Raw genomic sequence first — 17,486 nt, forward strand, 5'->3', positions numbered from 1 at the left:
GCCGGCGCGCGGTTCTTCGTCTGGTTTCTCCGTATCTGGTTCTGTAATCGTTTTTCTGAGAGCGTAAAAATGAAAAAGTCTCTATGGGTTGTTCTGGCGATGCTGGTGTTGACCGGGTGTCCAGGTCGTCCTCCGCAACCTGTTGAACCGCCGGCCACCGTCGAGCCGGTCGAACCGCCAAAAACGGAAGCGCCGCCGCCGTCCGGCGAAACGGTGCCGCAACCGCCCAAACTGCAGTCTCTGAACTGGGACGCCAGCGTGCGGCCGTTGATACAGCAGATGCTGAAGACCGATGGGGTTAGCCGCGGCAGCATCCTGCTGCTCGACAGCGTGAAGAACAACACTAACGGCGCGCTGCAGATCGGCAAAGCGACCAGCGCGCTGTATAGCGCTCTGTCCGGCAACCAGACTTTCACCCTGGTGCCGCGCGCTCAACTGACGACGGCGCGGCAAACGCTGGGGCTGTCTGAGGAAGACAGTCTGGGATCGCGCAGTAAGGCCATCGGTCTGGCGCGCTACGTGGGCGCGCAATATGTGCTCTACAGCGACGTGAGCGGGGATGTGAAAGCGCCGTCGCTGGATATGCAACTGATGCTGGTGCAGACCGGCGAGATAGTGTGGTCGGGCCAGGGTGGCGTACATTACTAAACAGCAGCTGACTGACTGGCTGCATCATCGTTTGCCGGCGGTTAATACCGCCGGCTGTACGTTTAGCCTGGTCGGCGGTCTGAGCGGGGAAAGCTGGAGAATTCAGGGCGCGGGCATCGACTGGCTGGCTCGTCCGAATAGCCGCGTTCAGGCGTTGTCCGGCGGCTGCCGGCGGCGCGAGTTCGCCGTATTGCGCCGGATGAACGCGTGCGGGCTGGCGCCGCGGCCGGTGTGCCTCGATGCGCACTGGCTGCTGGTCAACTGGACGGCGGGACCGGTGGCGACGGAAGCGGACTTTCTGCGCGTGCTGAGCGACGGCAGTCTGGCCGGCAAGCTGCGGCAACTGCACGGTTGCCGCCGTTATGGTTATCCGCTGGATCTGCGGGCGCAACTGGCGCGTTATTGGCAGCGCGTCGATCGTCGTCGTCTGAGTCCCGCCTGGCTGGCCTTGCATCGGCATTTTCAGCGCGCGCCGCTGCCGGCCTGCCTGCATCTGGCGCCGCTGCATCTGGATATTCACGCCGGCAATCTGGTGTCCGACGCACAGGATATGATGCTGATCGACTGGGAATACGCGGCGGATGGCGATATCGCGCTGGAGCTGGCGGCGCTGGTGGCCGGCAATCGTCTCGGCCCGGCGCAGCGACATCGGTTGTTTTGCGATTACGCCCGGCCGGGGCAGGGCTATACGCCTGCGCAGCTGGCGCGCTTTTGCGCGCAGTGGCTGCCCTGGGTCGAATACCTGATGGTGATGTGGTACGAAGTGCGCTGGCGGTTGACGCGTCAGCCGGCGTTATTACAGGCGGCCGCGCCGCTGCGCCGGGCTTTTGGTTTAAGCCAGTAACGGCGGGCGGGCCGGACAGATTAACGACGATAATAAGTAAGAGGTGAGTGTGGGGCCGGTAATGTTGGATGTCGCCAGCTATGAGCTGGATGCGGAAGATCGCGAAATTTTACAGCACCCGCTGGTGGGCGGGCTGATCCTGTTTAGCCGCAACTTTTATGATACGGCGCAGTTAAGTGAACTGGTGCGGCAAATCCGCGCCGCTTCCCGTTCGCGCCTGATCGTGGCCGTCGATCAGGAGGGCGGCCGGGTGCAGCGTTTTCGCGAAGGGTTCACCCGCCTGCCTGCCGCTCAATCCTATGCGGCGCTCAATGACTTGCCGACGGCGCAGCAACTGGCGGAAGAAGCGGGCTGGCTGATGGCGTCGGAGCTGATCGCCGTGGATATCGACATTAGCTTCGCGCCGGTGCTGGATATCGGGCATCAGAGCGCGGCGATAGGCGAACGTTCCTTCCACCATCAGCCCGATATCGCGCTGGCGGTAGCCGAACGCTTTATTCAGGGGATGCACAGCGCCGGTATGAAAGTCACCGGTAAACATTTCCCCGGCCACGGGGCGGTAACGGCGGATTCGCATAAGGAAACGCCGCGCGATGCGCGCGCGCTGAAAGACATTCGCGAGCATGACATGATGATTTTCCGTACGCTGATTCAGCGCGGCCAGTTGGATGCCATTATGCCGGCGCATGTGATTTACAGCGACGCCGATCCGCTTCCGGCCAGCGGTTCGCCTTACTGGCTGCAGCGGGTGTTGCGGCAAGAGCTGGGATTCGGTGGTATTATTTTTTCTGACGATTTGTCAATGGAGGGGGCGGCGGTGATGGGCAGCTATGCGCAGCGCGCTCAAGCCTCGCTGGACGCCGGATGCGACATGATTCTGGTGTGTAATCAGCGTGCTGGCGCGGTCAGCGTGCTGGATAACCTGTCGCCGGTCAAAGCGGAACAGTTGACGGCTCTGTATCATGGCAGTGCATTTTCCCGGCGGCAATTGCTGGACTCGCCCCGCTGGAAGCGGGCCAGCCGCGCGTTAACCGCGCTGAGCGAGCGCTGGCAGTTGCATCAGCAGGGCGCGTAATGCAGGTCTGATTCGGCTTTGCGCCGGATGTCTTCGCCAATGCAGGGGGTATCGATGATTATCTATTTACACGGGTTTGACTCAACCAGTCCCGGTAACCACGAGAAAATATTGCAGCTGCAGTTCATCGACGACGATGTCCATTTGATAAGCTACAGCACTCGCTATCCCCACCACGATATGAAGTTTTTGCTCAAGCAGGTGGATAAAATGCTGCAGATGAGCGATGACGATCGCCCGCTGATTTGCGGCGTCGGGCTGGGTGGATTTTGGGCCGAACGTATCGGTTTTTTGTGCCATATTCGTCAGGTAATGTTTAATCCCAATCTGTTTCCGCAGGAAAATATGGGCGGAAAAATCGACTGGCCGGAAGAGTATGACGATATCGCCACCAAATGCGTGGCAGACTTTCGTGAGCGGAATCGGGAGCGCTGCCTGGTGGTGCTGTCGCGTCAGGATGAAATGCTCGACAGTCAGCGTAGCGCGCGGGTGCTGCAGAGCTACTATGATATTATCTGGGACGAAGATCAGCCGCATAAGTTTAAAAACATCTCTCCGCATCTGCAGCGTATTAAAACCTTTAAACAGCAGCGTTAACCCTTCGCACCACCGTTCCGGCCGCATGACGACCTGTGCTTTCGGCAGGTTTGTCGTGCGGATTATCCGCCGGCGTTGATCTGTATAAAAAACAGACAAAGCGATAATTATTTCATCATGTCGGGTAAAAATAAATTGATATATGTCAATTTTGGTATGACCAATGAACCCGGCATGCTATTCTTTGCGATAGCTATTTGATTTTACTCATTTGAACCCTATGTAATGTAAGGATATTATTTTTACCCTTTATTAACTTTTGGTTCACAATCAAGGGGGCATTGTGACATCGCCAAGCAAAAAAATCGTTATCGTCGGCGGGGGCGCTGGCGGTCTTGAACTGGCAACCAGCCTGGGACATAAACTGGGCCGCCGCAACAAAGCGGAAATCACCTTAGTCGATCGTAATCACAGTCATGTGTGGAAACCCTTGCTGCATGAAGTGGCAACCGGCTCTCTGGATGACGACATGGATGCGCTGAACTATCTGGCGCATGCCCGCAATCACCATTTCCATTTTCAAATGGGCGCGCTGACCGGCATTGACCGCGATACGCAGCATATCCATCTGGCGGAAATCCGTGACGAGCAGGGCGAGTTGCTGGTGGATGCGCGTTCGTTGCCTTACGACATTCTGGTTGTGGCGCTGGGCAGCATTTCCAACGACTTTGGCACGCCGGGCGTGAAAGACAACTGTATTTTCCTCGACAGTCCGCAGCAGGCCCATCGCTTCCATAACGAGATGCTTAATCTGTTTCTGAAATTCAGTGCGCATACCACTGAGAAAGAACGGCTGAACATTGCGATTGTCGGCGGCGGCGCGACCGGGGTTGAGCTGTCCGCGGAACTGCATAATGCGGTTAAACAGCTGCACAGCTATGGTTTTGATGGGCTGGACAACCAGGCGCTCAATGTTACCCTGGTGGAAGCGGGAGAACGTATTCTGCCTGCGTTGCCGGAGCGTATCTCTTCGGCCGCGCATCAGGAACTGACCAATATCGGCGTGCGGGTGCTGACTAAAACCATGGTGACCAGCGCCGAGCCGACCGGTCTGAATACCAAAGACGGCGAGTTTATCGAAGCCGATCTGATGGTATGGGCGGCGGGAATTAAAGCCGCCGACAATATGAAGGATATCGCCGGTCTGGAAACCAACCGTATCAACCAGCTGGTGGTGGAGCCGACGCTGCAAACTACGCGCGATCCGAATATTTTCGCCATCGGCGACTGCGCATCCTGTCCGCAGGAAGGCGGGCGTCCCGTGCCGCCTCGTGCGCAGGCGGCTCACCAGATGGCCTCGCGTTGCTACAGCAATATTCTGGCCCTGTTGAACGGCCAGACGCTGAAGCCATATGTCTATAAGGACCACGGTTCGCTGGTGTCGCTGTCTAAATTCAGCACCGTCGGCAGCCTGATGGGCAACCTGATGCGCGGTTCGGTGATGGTGGAAGGGCGTATTGCTCGCTTTGTCTATATTTCGCTGTATCGCATGCACCAGGTCGCTCTGCACGGCTATACCAAAACCGGGCTGATGATGCTGGTAGACCGCATCAACCGGGTAATTCGCCCGCGCCTGAAACTGCATTAATGTTTAAAACGGTCGCCGTCCGTCAGGGCGGCGACCGTCGCTCTTCGCCGCACCCGTCCTCGCCGTTTTCAGTACAATATCTTGTCTTATAAGCTGTATCCGTTAAGAACAATCTTAAACTGCCTGAATAAACCATGATACCAGCATATTTGGTCATATAGTCTTATTGCGAGGTCTGGAAACATTGTGCAAACTTTTTCACGTTTACCGGCGACGCAGCGCGCACGTCGCACACGCTGAACCGTCGTGGTTTAGCGCCATCCATTAATTTATCGCGTCGGTTCCCGGCCTGGCGCGGAGCACAGAAAGATTGATGGGCCATGCGCGGTCACCTATTCAGGAGGTTTCCAGTGAACAAATCAATGTTAGCGGGTGTGGGAATTGGCATGGCTGCCGCACTGGGGCTGGCGGCGGTTGCAAGTCTGGATGTGTTTTCAGCCAGGCCGCAATATGCGCAGGTTCTGACGGCTACGCCAATCAAAGAAACCATTAAAACGCCGCGCCAGGAGTGTCGAAACGTCACCGTTACCCATCGTCGCCCGGTGCAGGATGAGCACCAGATCGCCGGCTCGGTGCTGGGCGCCGTGGCTGGCGGCGTGCTGGGGCATCAGTTCGGCGGCGGTCGCGGCAAAGATGTGGCGACGGTAGCCGGGGCGCTGGCCGGCGGCTATGCCGGTAACCGCGTGCAGAATAATATGCAGGAAAACGATACCTACACCAGCACGCAGCAGCGCTGCCAGACGGTGTATGACAAGTCGCAAAAGCTGCTGGGCTACGATGTCACCTACAAAATCGGCGACCAGCAGGGTAAAATTCGCATGGAGCGCGATCCCGGCACCCAGATTCCTCTCGACGGAAATGGTCAACTGGTGCTTAGCCAGCAGAGTTAAGCCGTTCTTGCCAGATCGTCGATTATAAACGTTCCGCCCGGCTTATCGCCGGGCGGACGCGTTAGATCAGTTTTGGCGGCCCGGGCGTCCTGACCGGCTGCGGGAACTACAGAATATGATCGTTCGGTGCCTTAAACAGCGCCTTCATGTCGTCGGACATGGCAAAGTTCATATTGATGTTTTTCGGCGGAATGGGTTGGGTAAACCAGCGCTGATACCATTTTCCCGCTTCGCCGCTGCTCTGCGCATCGGCGATAGTCTTGTCCATCAGTTGCTTAAACGCCGGATCGTTTTTACGCAGCATGCAGCCATAGGCCTCGTGCGACTGCGGCGTGCCGACGATATCCCATTGATCCGGTTTTTTGGCCTTAGCGCGTTCACCGGCCAGCAGCGGATCGTCCATATAGAACGCTACGGCGCGCCCGCTTTCCAGCGTGCGGAACGCATCGCTGTGGTCCTTAGCCGAGATGATGCGCATTTTCATGTTATTTTTATCGTTCAACTGGTTAAGCAGCTTTTCGTTGGTGGTGCCGGAGGTGCTGACCACCGGTTTGCCGGCCAGATCCTGAAAATCTTTGACGCCGCCGCCTTTTTTCACCAATAGCCGCCCGCCGACGATAAAGATGGAGTTGGAGAAGGCCACTTGCTGCTGACGTTCCGCGTTGTTGGTGGTGGAGCCGCATTCAAAATCAATCGTGCCGTTCTGTAGCAGAGGAATTCGCGCCTGGGAGGTGATGGGGATCAGCTTCACCGTCAGGTCAGGCATATTCAGCTGTTTTTTCACCGCTTCGACGATCGCATTCGAGTATTCCTGCGAGTAGCCGACGACCTTCTGGTTGTTGTCATAGTAGGAAAACGGCACGGAGGATTCGCGGTGCCCGACGATGATGATGCCGCTGTCTTTGATTTTTTTGAGCGTATCGGCCAGGGGCGCTTCGTCCGCGGCATTGGCCACACTGCAGGCGATGCCGGGCAGCAGTAGCAATAGTGAGGCCAGTGTCTGTCTTTTCATTATCAACTCCATTGTAGTGTGTGAACGGTTGCTCTGAAGAATGAATTCATGCGCTCAGGCTTATGGGACGCCGTGGCGAAATAATGTTATGTGTTACAGCGTGTTCCGCTTACGGTATCGCATCCTCTTCGTCATACTGCAAGCGGCAGGTGCGCGCTGGCTCCGCTCAATTATTTGGCCCGTTGCCGGGCCGCCAGCGGCGTTTAAGTCCGCTCCCGACGGATTTGTCACCCGAATCACATACGCGTGCAAACTCGTCGGGATTAAGCCGGGACATTCTGCTTTTCACCGTCGGCCAGTCGTTGGCTGGACAAATACGCTCCCGGCGGATTTGTCACCCGAATCACATACGCGTGCAAACTCATCGGGATTAAGCCGGGACATTCTGCTTTTCACCGTCGGCCAGTCGTTGGCTGGACAAATACGCTCCCGGCGGATTTGTCACCCAAATCACATACGCGTGCAAGTTCATCGGGATTAATCAGAGACATCTTGCCTCGTTACCGCGCCAGTCGTTGAAGGACCTGGGTTAGGCGTTGTTTAAAACGATAACGTGGTGTCCTGCAAGCCAAATTATTTTTAGAGCAGATAAGGCAATATTGATGCCACAAGTGCATCCTGGTGATGTGATGCGCAGACATGGCGCGTGGGCGGTTGCGCCAGAGCGCCCCCGCCGACGTCGCCGTGGCGTCAGGTTCGTTCGGTATGGCGCGCCGGCAAACGGCGATACGCAGCATGCACCATCGGGATGCATGCTGCCCCCGTCTATTTTAGCTGAGCGCAGTATGTTCTGCTGGCGGAAGGGGGGTTAAGCGCGGAATAAAATATCGGCCCAGCGCGCCAGGCCGGCGGTGACCGAGCCGAAGTCGTTGCCGCCCGCGAGCGGGATCCCGGGCAGCCATCGCTCAATCGCCTGGCGCAGCAACGGCGATCGGGCGCTGCCGCCGGTCAGATAGATGACGTCCGGCCGGGTCTGGCTGCTTTGCAGGGCCAGTTCTATCTGTTGCTGAATCCGGCTTAACGGTTGGTCAAACGCCGCTTTGAGCTGGTCGCTGTTGATGACGGTCGCCAGACTTGTTTCGACGAAATGCAGATCGGCACGCGTTTGCGCCATGTCGGACAGCGCGATTTTGCTCTCTTCCGCCAGCCGCACCAGACGATATCCCAGCCGCTGCCGCCAGACGGTAAGCAGGCGTTTCACCGCTTCCGGCTCACGGGCATCGAGCATCATTTCATTGATCAGCGCGCGGCAGGCCGGGCTGTAAAAATCGCTCTGCGCCGGGATATCGTTAATCGCCACGGCGTTCCACCAGGGCAGACTGGGCAGCGGAATGCCTTTCTCCGTTACGCCGTTCATGCCCAGCATCGGCATTAACTGTCGGAAGGCCAGCATGATATCCAGATCGTTGCCGCCCACCCGACAACCGCTGTGGCCCAGCAGGCTCTGCTGACGCTCGCGCCGCGGGTGCCATTCCGGTCCCATCAGCAGCATGGAGCAGTCGGTGGTTCCGCCGCCGATATCGACCACCAATACGCGAGTCTCCTGACTCAGCGTCGCTTCAAAATCCAGCCCGGCGGCGACCGGTTCAAACTGAAACATCACCTGCTGAAAGCCGGCGCGCTGAGCGGCGCGCTGCAGAATCCCCTGCGCCTGCTGGTTCGCTTCTTCTCCACCGGTGCTCTGGAAGTTAACCGGCCGGCCGATTGCCGCGCGGGTGATGGTTTTACCAAGCTGCCGTTCGGCTCGCTGGCGGATGAACAACATCATGGCGCATACCAGATCTTCAAACAGCGCGATTTGCTGCGGTCTGAGACCGGCGGCGCCGAGAAAGGATTTGGGCGATTTGACGAACCAGGTTTCCTCCGGGTCGTCCATATATTGCTGCAGCGCGGCCCGGCCGAATCTGACGCTGTCCGGCTGTACGCGGATATCCTCGTCGCGATTATAGCTGATGGCGCGCCGCAGCAGTTGGGCGTTTTCACCGCCGGCTTCAACCTGATGATGGCGCCACAGCCATTCGCTGACGGCTTCGCGCGTCGGCGCGCTGAGTTGGGAGGATAACCAGGGCGCGTCGTGTTCCAGCGGCACGAGCTGCGGAGCGCCGTTATTCATCACCGCCACGGAACAGTTGGCCGTGCCATAGTCAAAACCGATAAACATCCTGAATCACCCACGCGATGAAAAAAAGGAGGGGACTTTACTGTGTTAGCACGGGGGTTGTAAAGCGTGGAACGGGACGTTTGCCGATGAACGGCCTCCGCCGTGGCTCCCGGTATGGGGACGCACGGGTATTTTTTCGGACGATAACGCATTCGGCAGACGTTCAATCTTGTTTTTTATATCGCCGTATGGTCCGAGTCGGCTATTGCGCTATTGCGCTATTGCGCTATTGCGCTATTGCGCTATTGCGATATGGCCATACCCGCCACTCTGATGGCCAAACACGTCTTTAATTTTACTTTCTCAACTGTGGCGATAGCGGCAGGCGTACTGAACCGTGATGGAGGCATTTCCCGCCGTTGTACGCTTGCCGCTTAACCAGAAACGGCAGAGACAAACAGTCAGAGATGTGAGATGAAAAAAATTGCAATAATGGTCATGAGCCTCTTACCGCTATTTTCTATAGCCAAACTCCCGGAATGTCCGGCATGGCCGATGAACATGGCTGAAGTATGGACGAAGGAAAAACAGAAGTTAAATGATTGGCTTCAGAAAAAATAAGGATTTATACACCCCAATATGTCGTTTTACCTTTTATGCTAAAAATAGAAAACACTATAAAATAATAACAGAAAGTGATGCATCGAATGATGAATGTTTAGCTTATTGATAAAAGTGAGATAAATCATTAAGTGATCACGGTGCCGTCACGGGATGGCGCTTCTTCCCCATCATATAGAATGTTGTCCGCCGGCGTTGAAATACAGGATATTCTGATAAACAACATTCGGTTGTTAACGTAGCGCGGCCATATCGACTCATGGGATTAAGCATAGCCCCGCGCCCCACCAGTTTATGCCCGCATCCCTCAAAACAGACCGGTGCCCAAAGATACGGATGACCGTCTGTTGCCCGGTCGGACGACGGGGATGACCGGAGCGGATGATGAGCAACAGCGTATTGATGTATGGGCAAATTAAAATTTTTCTGATTGAAAAACAGAGTAAAAAGGTTAATGTGCCGCTCACGTCTTACTATGTAAACCGCACAAGGTGTAAAAGGGAACTCTGTTGTGAAGAAACTATTTTTTATGTCCCTGTTTTGTCTTCTGATCAGTCCATTCACCGTGGCAGAACCGATAGTAAGCCGCGGGGTTCTTCAGGCTTACTGGCAGGCGGAATGGAATGATGACGCCACGGTAAATACCCCGCGACTGGGTTTTCGATTTTTTTCCGATGCCAAATCGTCTTTGCAGGGAAAGGCCATTGATGTGTTTGTCGCCGGCGGAATAGAGCAACAGCAAGCGTTTATAAGAAAAAATTTCCGCAATATCCCGGATAATTTTTTCAGTTATAAAGAGTGGTATGTCAATCAGCCCGGAACCGTTGAGTTTGCAAAAGTTAAAAAATATGTCGAATGTAATGCCGATAACTACAGCGCTGATATCCTGTCGTTTAAACCTGATCTTTCTTCGAAAAATAATGCGGTTGATGAGTCGCTGGCCAGCTGTGGTTATAGCGGGCGCTACCCTTATTTAACGCTGTATCAGGCGAAACCTGAAGGAAAGACGGTCTGGTTTAAAGCCAGTCCGGATGATAATGCCGGGAACACGTTTTCTTTTAGTGAAGAAGATACCGTCGCTAAAATTAAAACGATTAATCAGGGCTGGATATATGCCGCCGTATATGATGAAAGCCAAAAGGATAGTTTAAGCGAGAAGAAGGGCTATATTCGGCTAACCGAACTGCAGCCGTTAAATTAACAATCCCCCCGGTTATGGCCGGGGGAGGATGGTTCGTCAGGGAATAACGGGGCGCGGGCGGGCCTACGCCGCCAGCGTATGCAGGGCCATGCCGTTCAGCAGCGATTCGATAAATTTCAGTCGCGCGGAACGATCGCTGAGGTTGCAGATAAATTTGAGGCGGGTGGGGCCGTCCAGGCGGTACGTTTTGAAATCCTGCTGCAGCAGGCCGATCAGATAGCCCGGGTCGACCTTGTTCTGCTCGCCAAATTCAATAAAACCGCCTTTATCATTACCTTCGATACGCTTAATGCCCAGCGTCTGCGCCTGCTGGCGCAGCGCGGCGACCTGCAGCAGGTTGCGGGCCGCGTCGGGCAGCGCGCCGAAACGATCGATCAACTCCACCTTCAGTTCCGCCAGCCCGGCGTCGTTTCTGGCGCTGGCTACCCGTTTATAAAAAGAAAGACGGGTATTCACATCGGGAATGAAATCGTCCGGCAACAGGGCCGGCAGGCGCAATTCGACCTCGGTCTGGCCGCTGATCAGATTTTCCAGCGACGGTTCGCGCCCGGCTTTCAGCGCATCCACCGCGTTTTCCAGCAGGTCCATATAGAGCGAGAAGCCGACGCTGGCCATCTGGCCGCTCTGATCTTCGCCCAGCAGCTCGCCGGCGCCGCGGATTTCCAGATCGTGCGTGGCGAGAGCGAAACCTGCGCCCAGGTCTTCCAGCGAGGCGATGGCCTCCAGACGTTTATGGGCGTCGACGCTCATCGCTTTGGGATGCGGGGTCAGCAGCCAGGCATAGGCCTGATGATGCGATCGCCCGACGCGGCCGCGCAGCTGGTGCAGCTGCGCCAGACCAAAGTGGTCGGCGCGTTCGATGATAATGGTATTGGCGCTGGGAATATCGATACCGGTTTCGATGATAGTGGTGCAGACCAGCACGTTAAAACGCTGATGATGAAAATCGTTCATCACTCGTTCGAGATCGCGTTCGCGCATCTGGCCGTGGCCGATAACGATACGCGCTTCCGGCACCAGCTCGGCCAGCCGGTCGGCGGCTTTTTCGATATTCTCCACATCGTTGTACAGGTAATAGACCTGGCCGCCGCGCAGAACTTCACGCAGGATAGCTTCGCGCACCACCAGACTGTCATATTCGCGCACAAAGGTTTTGACCGCCAGCCGGCGCGCCGGCGGCGTGGCGATGATCGACAGGTCGCGCATGCCGCTCATCGCCATATTCAGCGTGCGCGGAATGGGCGTGGCGGTTAGCGTCAGGATATCGACGTCGGCGCGCATCGCCTTGATGCGCTCTTTGTGACGTACGCCGAAACGGTGCTCTTCGTCGACGATCAGCAGGCCCAGATCGTGCCAGCGCACGTCGTTCTGCAGCAGCTTATGGGTGCCGATCAAAATATCCACCTTGCCCGCCAGGGTGTCTTCCAGTACCTGGCTCTGTTCGCGCGCGCTGCGGAAGCGGGAAATCATTTCGATGCGCACCGGCCAGTTGGCGAAGCGGTCGCGGAAGTTGTCGAAGTGTTGCTGCGCCAGCAGAGTGGTGGGCACCAGCACCGCCACCTGTTTGTGGTTTTCCACCGCGAGAAAGGCGGCGCGCATCGCCACTTCAGTTTTGCCGAAGCCGACGTCGCCGCACACCAGCCGATCCATGGCCAGCGGCTGACACATGTCGCTCAGCACGGCATTAATGGCCTGCTGCTGGTCAGGCGTGGTTTCAAAGGGAAAACTCTGGCAAAACAGCTGATACTGCGCGCGGTCATGTTTAAAGGCGAAACCGCGTTTCGCCGCGCGCTGGGCGTAAATATCCAGCAGTTCGGCCGCCACATCGCGCACGCGCTCGGCCGCCTTCTGGCGCGCGCGCGTCCAGGCGTCGCCGCCTAGTTTATGCAACGGGGCGTTTTCATCGGCGCCGCCGGCATAGCGGCTGATCAGGTGCAGCGAGGAAACCGGCACATACAGCTTATCGTCGCCGGCATAGGCCAACACCAGATATTCGGCTTTGATGCCGCCGGCCTCCAGCGTGGTCAATCCGGTATAGCGGCCTACGCCGTGCTCCAGGTGCACCACCGGCTGGCCGGGGCGCAGCTCGGCCAGATTGCGGATCAGCGTATCGGTATTGATGGCGCGCCGGTTATCCTGGCGTCGTCGGGTGACGCGCTCGCCGAGCAGGTCGCCTTCACAAATCAGCGCCAGCTGGCGCTGGGCGTCGATAAAACCGTGTTCGCTGGAACCGATGATGAGCCAACAGCCCGGCGCGCTGACCTGCCCGAGACTGGCGACAGGCAGCGGGTTCAGCTTTATTCGTCCCAGTAATTCCTGCAGCGTTTCACGCCGACCTTCGCTTTCAACCGAAAATACCACTTTGCCGCTGAATTGTTCGATAAAGCGGCGCAGATTATCCAGCGGCGCTTTCTGCTGCGGTTGTACCGACAGATCGGGAAGCGGCTGATAATCGAGGTTTACGCAGGCCGCTTTGTCCGCCAGCGTATCGGTCTTCAACTGAACGCGCGGCCAGCGCTTCAGTTCGCTGAACAGCGCGTCGACCGGCAGCCATAGCGTATCCGGCGGCAGCAGCGGACGCATCGGGTCGACGCTGCGGTTGTCGAAGCGCTGGTTGATATCCAGCCAGAAACGCTGCGCGCCGCTTTCGATATCGCCGGTGTTGATCAGCAGCGTATTGTCCGGCAGATAGCTGAATAGCGTCGGCAGCGGCTGACTGAAAAACAGCGGCTGCCAGTACTCGATCCCGGCCGGCCAGACGCCTTTGCTCACCTGCTGATAGAGATGTTCCGCTTCGCGCCGCACTTCGAACTTTTCGCGCCACTGACTGCGAAACAGCTCGATGGCGGTCTTATCGGTAGGGAACTCATGGGCCGGCAGCAGGTTGATCTGCTGGACTTCGTTGAGCGTACGCTGGGTATCGATATCGAACAGGCGCAGGCTGTCGATTTCATCATCGAAAAAGTCGACGCGGTAGGGTTCTTCGCTACCCATCGGGAACAGATCGAGCAGGGCGCCGCGGGTGGCGAATTCGCCGTGCTCCATCACCTGATCGACGCTGCGATAGCCGGCCTGTTCCAGCTGATCGCGCAGTTTATCGCGCGACAGACGCTGGCCTTTTTTCATCATCAACGCATGGCCGTGCAGGAAGGCGTGCGGGCACACGCGTTGCATCAGCGTATTGACCGGCAGGATGAGAACGCCGCGCGTCATCAGCGGCAACTGATACAGCGTGGACAGACGGGCGGAAACAATCTCCTGGTGGGGCGAGAAGCTGTCGTACGGCAGCGTTTCCCAGTCGGACAGCAGCGTAACCGGATAGTCGGTAAACTGCTGAATTTCATCGCGCAGCCGCAGCGCGTTCTGCATATCCTGAGCGATAAGCATCACCAGACCAGGATGTCGTTCGGCAATTTCAGCGCATTCAACGGCGCAGGCGGCGCCGGTTAACTGCCCCAGCAGGCGTTGTTCACCGGCCCTGGCGGGCAAGGCATAGCGGTATTGTTCAGGCATAATCTGATTATCTGGTCTCTCCCCGATATCCGGCCATATACTCGTCATCGTTCAGGCTGCAGGCGCGCCGGCGTTATTAGCCGGCCGATCAATGGCCTCGCCGCGCGTCGCCGCCTTCCGGCAACCCGGATTATGTCGAGTATAAAAAACCAGCGATAGAGGTGGTTAGGGTTCCATAAAGCGGTGCTACCCTTTATTATCCTTGATCACTTTGCTTTGGCAACCTCATCCAGACGGATTTCATGTATCAACCTGTCGTATTATTTATTGGTCTGCGCTATATGCGTGGACGGGCCTCAGACCGCTTTGGCCGGTTTGTCTCCTGGTTATCGGCGATTGGCATTACGCTTGGCGTACTTGCGCTGGTCACCGTGCTGTCGGTGATGAACGGCTTTGAACGCGAGCAGGAAAAAAATATTCTCGGCGTAATGCCGCAGGCGTTGATCACCACGCCGCAGGGGTCGCTCAATCCGCAACATCTGCCCTCATCCGCGCTTGCATCGCTGCGCGGCGTGACGCATATCGCGCCGCTGACCACCGGCGATGTGGTGCTGCAGAGCGGACGCAACATCGCCGTCGGCGTTATGCTCGGCATTACCCCCGGGCAGCGAGAGCCGCTGGCCAGCTATCTGGTTAATGTGCAACAGCAGCAGTTGCAGCCCGGCGGCTATCAGGTGATTCTCGGCAGGATGTTGGCGAGGCAGCTTGGCGTGCAGCGCGGCGACCCGGTGCGCATCATGGTGACCAGCGCCAGTCAACTAACGCCGATGGGGCGCATTCCCAGCCAGCGCTTGTTTACCGTTATCGGTACGTTCGCTTCCGGCAGCGAAGTCGACGGCTATCAGATGCTGGTCAATCAGCAGGACGCCTCGCGCCTGATGCGCTATCCGGCCGACAATATTACCGGCTGGCGGCTGTGGCTGGAAAGGCCGCTTAGCGTAGACAGCCTTAGCGAGCAGCCGTTGCCGCAGGGCGCGGTGTGGAAAGACTGGCGCGATCGCAAAGGCGAGCTGTTCCAGGCCATCCGGATGGAAAAAAACATGATGGGGCTGTTGCTCAGCCTGATTGTCGCGGTGGCCGCCTTCAATATCATCACGTCGCTGGGGTTGCTGGTTATGGAGAAACAGGCCGAGGTGGCCATTCTGCAGACGCAGGGATTGACGCGCCGACAGATCATGACGGTTTTTGTGGTGCAGGGGGGCAGCGCCGGGGTGATCGGCGCGGTGGTAGGGGCGCTGCTGGGCGTTCTGCTGTCCAGCCAGTTGAATACGCTGTTGCCGATGCTGGGACTATTGCTGGACGGCGCCGCGCTGCCGGTAGTGATCGAACCGCTGCAGGTCGTCAGCATTGCGCTGGTGGCGATGGCTATTGCACTGTTGTCGACCCTCTATCCTTCCTGGCGCGCCGCCGCCGTTCAACCCGCTGAGGCTTTACGTTATGAGTGATTCATTATTATTACGTTGCGACAATTTGTGCAAACGCTACCAGGAAGGCGGGCTGTCGACGGATGTGCTGCGCAATGTCTCTTTTGCCATGCGGCACGGCGAGATGATGGCGATCGTCGGCAGCTCCGGTTCGGGTAAGAGTACGCTGCTGCACCTGCTGGGCGGGCTGGATTCGCCGACCTCCGGCGAGGTGGTGTTTAAAGACCAGCAGTTGAACCAGCTCTCGTCGGCGCAAAAGGCGACGTTGCGCAATCAGCAGTTGGGCTTCATCTATCAGTTCCACCATTTGCTGCCGGATTTCTCCGCGCTGGAGAACGTGGCGATGCCGCTGCTGATCGGCGGCAGCCGGCCGGCGCAGGCGCAGGACAAAGCGCGCGAGATGCTGGCGGCGGTCGGGCTGGAGAAGCGCCGCGCGCATCGGCCTTCGGAGCTATCGGGCGGCGAACGCCAGCGTGTGGCGATCGCGCGCGCGCTGGTCAACAATCCGGCGCTGGTGCTGGCCGATGAGCCGACCGGTAACCTGGACCAGCGCACCGCCGATACCATTTTCGAACTGTTGGGCGAGCTGAATATCCGCCAGGGCACCGCATTCCTGGTGGTCACGCACGATCTGCAACTGGCGAGCCGCCTGAGCCGCCAGCTGGAGATGCGCGATGGGCAACTCCAGCAGGACATCACCCTGATGGGGGCGCAGCAATGACGTTTCCTCCGCTTTCCCTGTTGCTCGGTCTGCGCTTTAGCCGCGGCCGGCGACGTGGCGGCATGGTCTCTCTGATTTCGGTTATCTCTACCTCCGGCATCGCGCTGGGCGTGGCGGTGCTGATCGTCGGGCTGAGCGCGATGAACGGCTTCGAACGCGAGCTGCGCAACCGCATTCTGGCGGTGGTGCCGCATGGCGAAATTGAAGCGGTCAAACAGCCGTTTCGAGACTGGCAGGCGCTGTTGCCGCTCATCGAACAGGTGCCGGGCATCGAGGCCGCGGCGCCCTATATTCAGTTCACCGGTCTGATTGAGCGCGGCGCGAATCTGAAAGCCGTGCTGGTTAAAGGCGTCGATCCTCAACAGGAGGCGCGTCTGAGCACGCTGCCTTCATTTGTGCAGAATCACGCCTGGCGGCAGTTTCACGCCGGCGGGCAGCAGGTGATTATCGGCAAAGGGGTCGCCGATGCGCTCAACGTGCAGCAGGGCGACTGGGTTACCGTGATGATCCCCAACAGCGATCCGCAGATGAAGTTGCTGCAGCCGAAGCGCATCCGCCTGCAGATCAGCGGCATTCTGCAGTTGAGCGGACAACTGGATCACAGTCTGGCGCTGGTGCCGTTGAGCGACGCGCAGGGCTATCTGGATATGGCTGACAGCGTTACCGGCATCGCCATTAAAGTGGACGATGTCTTCAACGCCGGGCAACTGGTGCTTGATGCCGGGGACGCGATCAACGCTGATGTCAACACTCGCAGCTGGATCGGCTCCTACGGCTATATGTATCGCGATATCCAGATGGTGCGCGCGATTATGTATCTGGCGATGGTGCTGGTGATCGGCGTGGCCTGTTTTAACATTGTGTCGACGCTGGTGATGGCGGTGAAAGACAAGAGCGGCGATATCGCCGTGCTGCGCACTCTGGGGGCAAGCGACGGCCTGATTCGTTCGGTATTCGTCTGGTACGGGCTGCTGGCCGGGCTGCTGGGCAGTCTGTGCGGCGCGGCGATCGGCACCGTGGTCGCTCTGCAGCTGACGCCGCTGATTCGCGCGCTGGAAAAGCTGCTTGGGCACAATTTACTCTCGGGCGATATTTATTTTATCGATTTTTTACCGTCGGAACTGCATATCTCCGACGTGATTTTTGTACTGATGACTTCGCTGCTGCTGAGCCTGGTGGCCAGCTGGTATCCGGCGCGGCGCGCCAGCCGTATCGACCCGGCCCGGGTGTTAAGCGGGCAGTAACGCGATC

13 protein-coding genes are annotated in these 17,486 nt (G+C 57.7%); 10 read left to right on the forward strand and 3 right to left on the reverse strand.

Annotated features, from left to right (window positions below):
- Positions 1-69 precede the first annotated feature (69 nt).
- The 6 genes from lpoB to FJU30_RS08205 all read left to right on the forward strand — a co-directional run bounded on the left by lpoB (position 70) and on the right by FJU30_RS08205 (position 5,642).
- Complete coding sequence (gene lpoB, locus FJU30_RS08180) at positions 70-648, forward strand: penicillin-binding protein activator LpoB (protein WP_150434480.1); 579 nt, start codon at positions 70-72, stop codon at positions 646-648.
- Positions 632-1,492, forward strand: coding sequence for a phosphotransferase (locus tag FJU30_RS08185; RefSeq protein WP_223881523.1), 861 nt, complete (start codon positions 632-634; stop codon positions 1,490-1,492). The genes lpoB and FJU30_RS08185 overlap by 17 nt, the downstream gene beginning before the upstream one ends.
- A 49-nt stretch (positions 1,493-1,541) precedes the next feature.
- Complete coding sequence (gene nagZ, locus FJU30_RS08190) at positions 1,542-2,567, forward strand: beta-N-acetylhexosaminidase (RefSeq protein WP_150434676.1); 1,026 nt, start codon at positions 1,542-1,544, stop codon at positions 2,565-2,567.
- A 54-nt stretch (positions 2,568-2,621) separates the two neighbouring features.
- A complete protein-coding gene (gene ycfP, locus FJU30_RS08195) occupies positions 2,622-3,164 on the forward strand; it encodes an alpha/beta hydrolase YcfP (RefSeq protein WP_150434481.1) in 543 nt (180 codons plus the stop codon).
- Between the two features lie 283 nt (positions 3,165-3,447).
- Positions 3,448-4,752 (forward strand): NAD(P)/FAD-dependent oxidoreductase, encoded by a 1,305-nt coding sequence (locus FJU30_RS08200; RefSeq protein WP_150434482.1) that lies wholly within the window; start codon positions 3,448-3,450, stop codon positions 4,750-4,752.
- Positions 4,753-5,102: 350 nt separating this feature from the next.
- Positions 5,103-5,642: a glycine zipper 2TM domain-containing protein gene (locus tag FJU30_RS08205; protein ID WP_150434483.1), complete on the forward strand. Its 540-nt coding sequence runs from the start codon at positions 5,103-5,105 to the stop codon at positions 5,640-5,642.
- A gap of 106 nt (positions 5,643-5,748) precedes the next feature.
- Here the strand turns inward: FJU30_RS08205 and FJU30_RS08210 are convergent, their stop codons facing one another.
- The gene (locus tag FJU30_RS08210; protein WP_150434484.1) at positions 5,749-6,654 is read right to left on the reverse strand and encodes a glutamate/aspartate ABC transporter substrate-binding protein; all 906 of its coding nucleotides are present in this window, start codon (positions 6,652-6,654) and stop codon (positions 5,749-5,751) included.
- 808 nt (positions 6,655-7,462) lie between these two features.
- The gene (gene yegD / locus FJU30_RS08215) at positions 7,463-8,815 is read right to left on the reverse strand and encodes a molecular chaperone (protein WP_150434485.1); all 1,353 of its coding nucleotides are present in this window, start codon (positions 8,813-8,815) and stop codon (positions 7,463-7,465) included.
- 1,072 nt (positions 8,816-9,887) lie between these two features.
- On the opposite strand from yegD, the gene FJU30_RS08225 reads away from it, so the two are divergent.
- Complete coding sequence (locus FJU30_RS08225) at positions 9,888-10,577, forward strand: hypothetical protein (RefSeq protein WP_150434486.1); 690 nt, start codon at positions 9,888-9,890, stop codon at positions 10,575-10,577.
- 63 nt (positions 10,578-10,640) lie between these two features.
- On the opposite strand, the gene mfd is transcribed toward FJU30_RS08225, so the two are convergent.
- Positions 10,641-14,090 carry a transcription-repair coupling factor gene (gene mfd / locus FJU30_RS08230; RefSeq protein WP_150434487.1) on the reverse strand — a complete coding sequence of 1,150 codons (3,450 nt, stop codon included), beginning with the start codon at positions 14,088-14,090 and terminating at the stop codon, positions 10,641-10,643.
- A 242-nt stretch (positions 14,091-14,332) separates the two neighbouring features.
- On the opposite strand from mfd, the gene lolC reads away from it, so the two are divergent.
- From lolC to lolE, 3 genes are read left to right on the forward strand one after another with little or no spacing between them, the layout of a single operon-like run.
- Positions 14,333-15,535, forward strand: coding sequence for a lipoprotein-releasing ABC transporter permease subunit LolC (lolC, locus tag FJU30_RS08235; RefSeq protein ID WP_150434488.1), 1,203 nt, complete (start codon positions 14,333-14,335; stop codon positions 15,533-15,535).
- Positions 15,528-16,235: a lipoprotein-releasing ABC transporter ATP-binding protein LolD gene (gene lolD / locus FJU30_RS08240; protein WP_150434489.1), complete on the forward strand. Its 708-nt coding sequence runs from the start codon at positions 15,528-15,530 to the stop codon at positions 16,233-16,235. The genes lolC and lolD overlap by 8 nt, the downstream gene beginning before the upstream one ends.
- A complete protein-coding gene (gene lolE, locus FJU30_RS08245; protein ID WP_150434490.1) occupies positions 16,232-17,479 on the forward strand; it encodes a lipoprotein-releasing ABC transporter permease subunit LolE in 1,248 nt (415 codons plus the stop codon). Before lolD ends, lolE begins: the two co-directional genes overlap by 4 nt.
- Positions 17,480-17,486 lie beyond the last annotated feature (7 nt).

The organism is Affinibrenneria salicis (assembly GCF_008710095.1).

What these genes read in the sequence shown, in the direction of transcription:
- lpoB (WP_150434480.1), top strand. Translation starts at nt 70, where the DNA reads ATGAAAAAGTCTCTATGGGTTGTTCTGGCGATGCTGGTGTTGACCGGG.
- ycfP (WP_150434481.1), top strand. Translation starts at nt 2,622, where the DNA reads ATGATTATCTATTTACACGGGTTTGACTCAACCAGTCCCGGTAACCAC.
- FJU30_RS08210 (WP_150434484.1), bottom strand. Translation starts at nt 6,654, where the DNA reads ATGAAAAGACAGACACTGGCCTCACTATTGCTACTGCTGCCCGGCATC.
- yegD (WP_150434485.1), bottom strand. Translation starts at nt 8,815, where the DNA reads ATGTTTATCGGTTTTGACTATGGCACGGCCAACTGTTCCGTGGCGGTG.
- mfd (WP_150434487.1), bottom strand. Translation starts at nt 14,090, where the DNA reads ATGCCTGAACAATACCGCTATGCCTTGCCCGCCAGGGCCGGTGAACAA.
- lolC (WP_150434488.1), top strand. Translation starts at nt 14,333, where the DNA reads ATGTATCAACCTGTCGTATTATTTATTGGTCTGCGCTATATGCGTGGA.
- lolD (WP_150434489.1), top strand. Translation starts at nt 15,528, where the DNA reads ATGAGTGATTCATTATTATTACGTTGCGACAATTTGTGCAAACGCTAC.
- lolE (WP_150434490.1), top strand. Translation starts at nt 16,232, where the DNA reads ATGACGTTTCCTCCGCTTTCCCTGTTGCTCGGTCTGCGCTTTAGCCGC.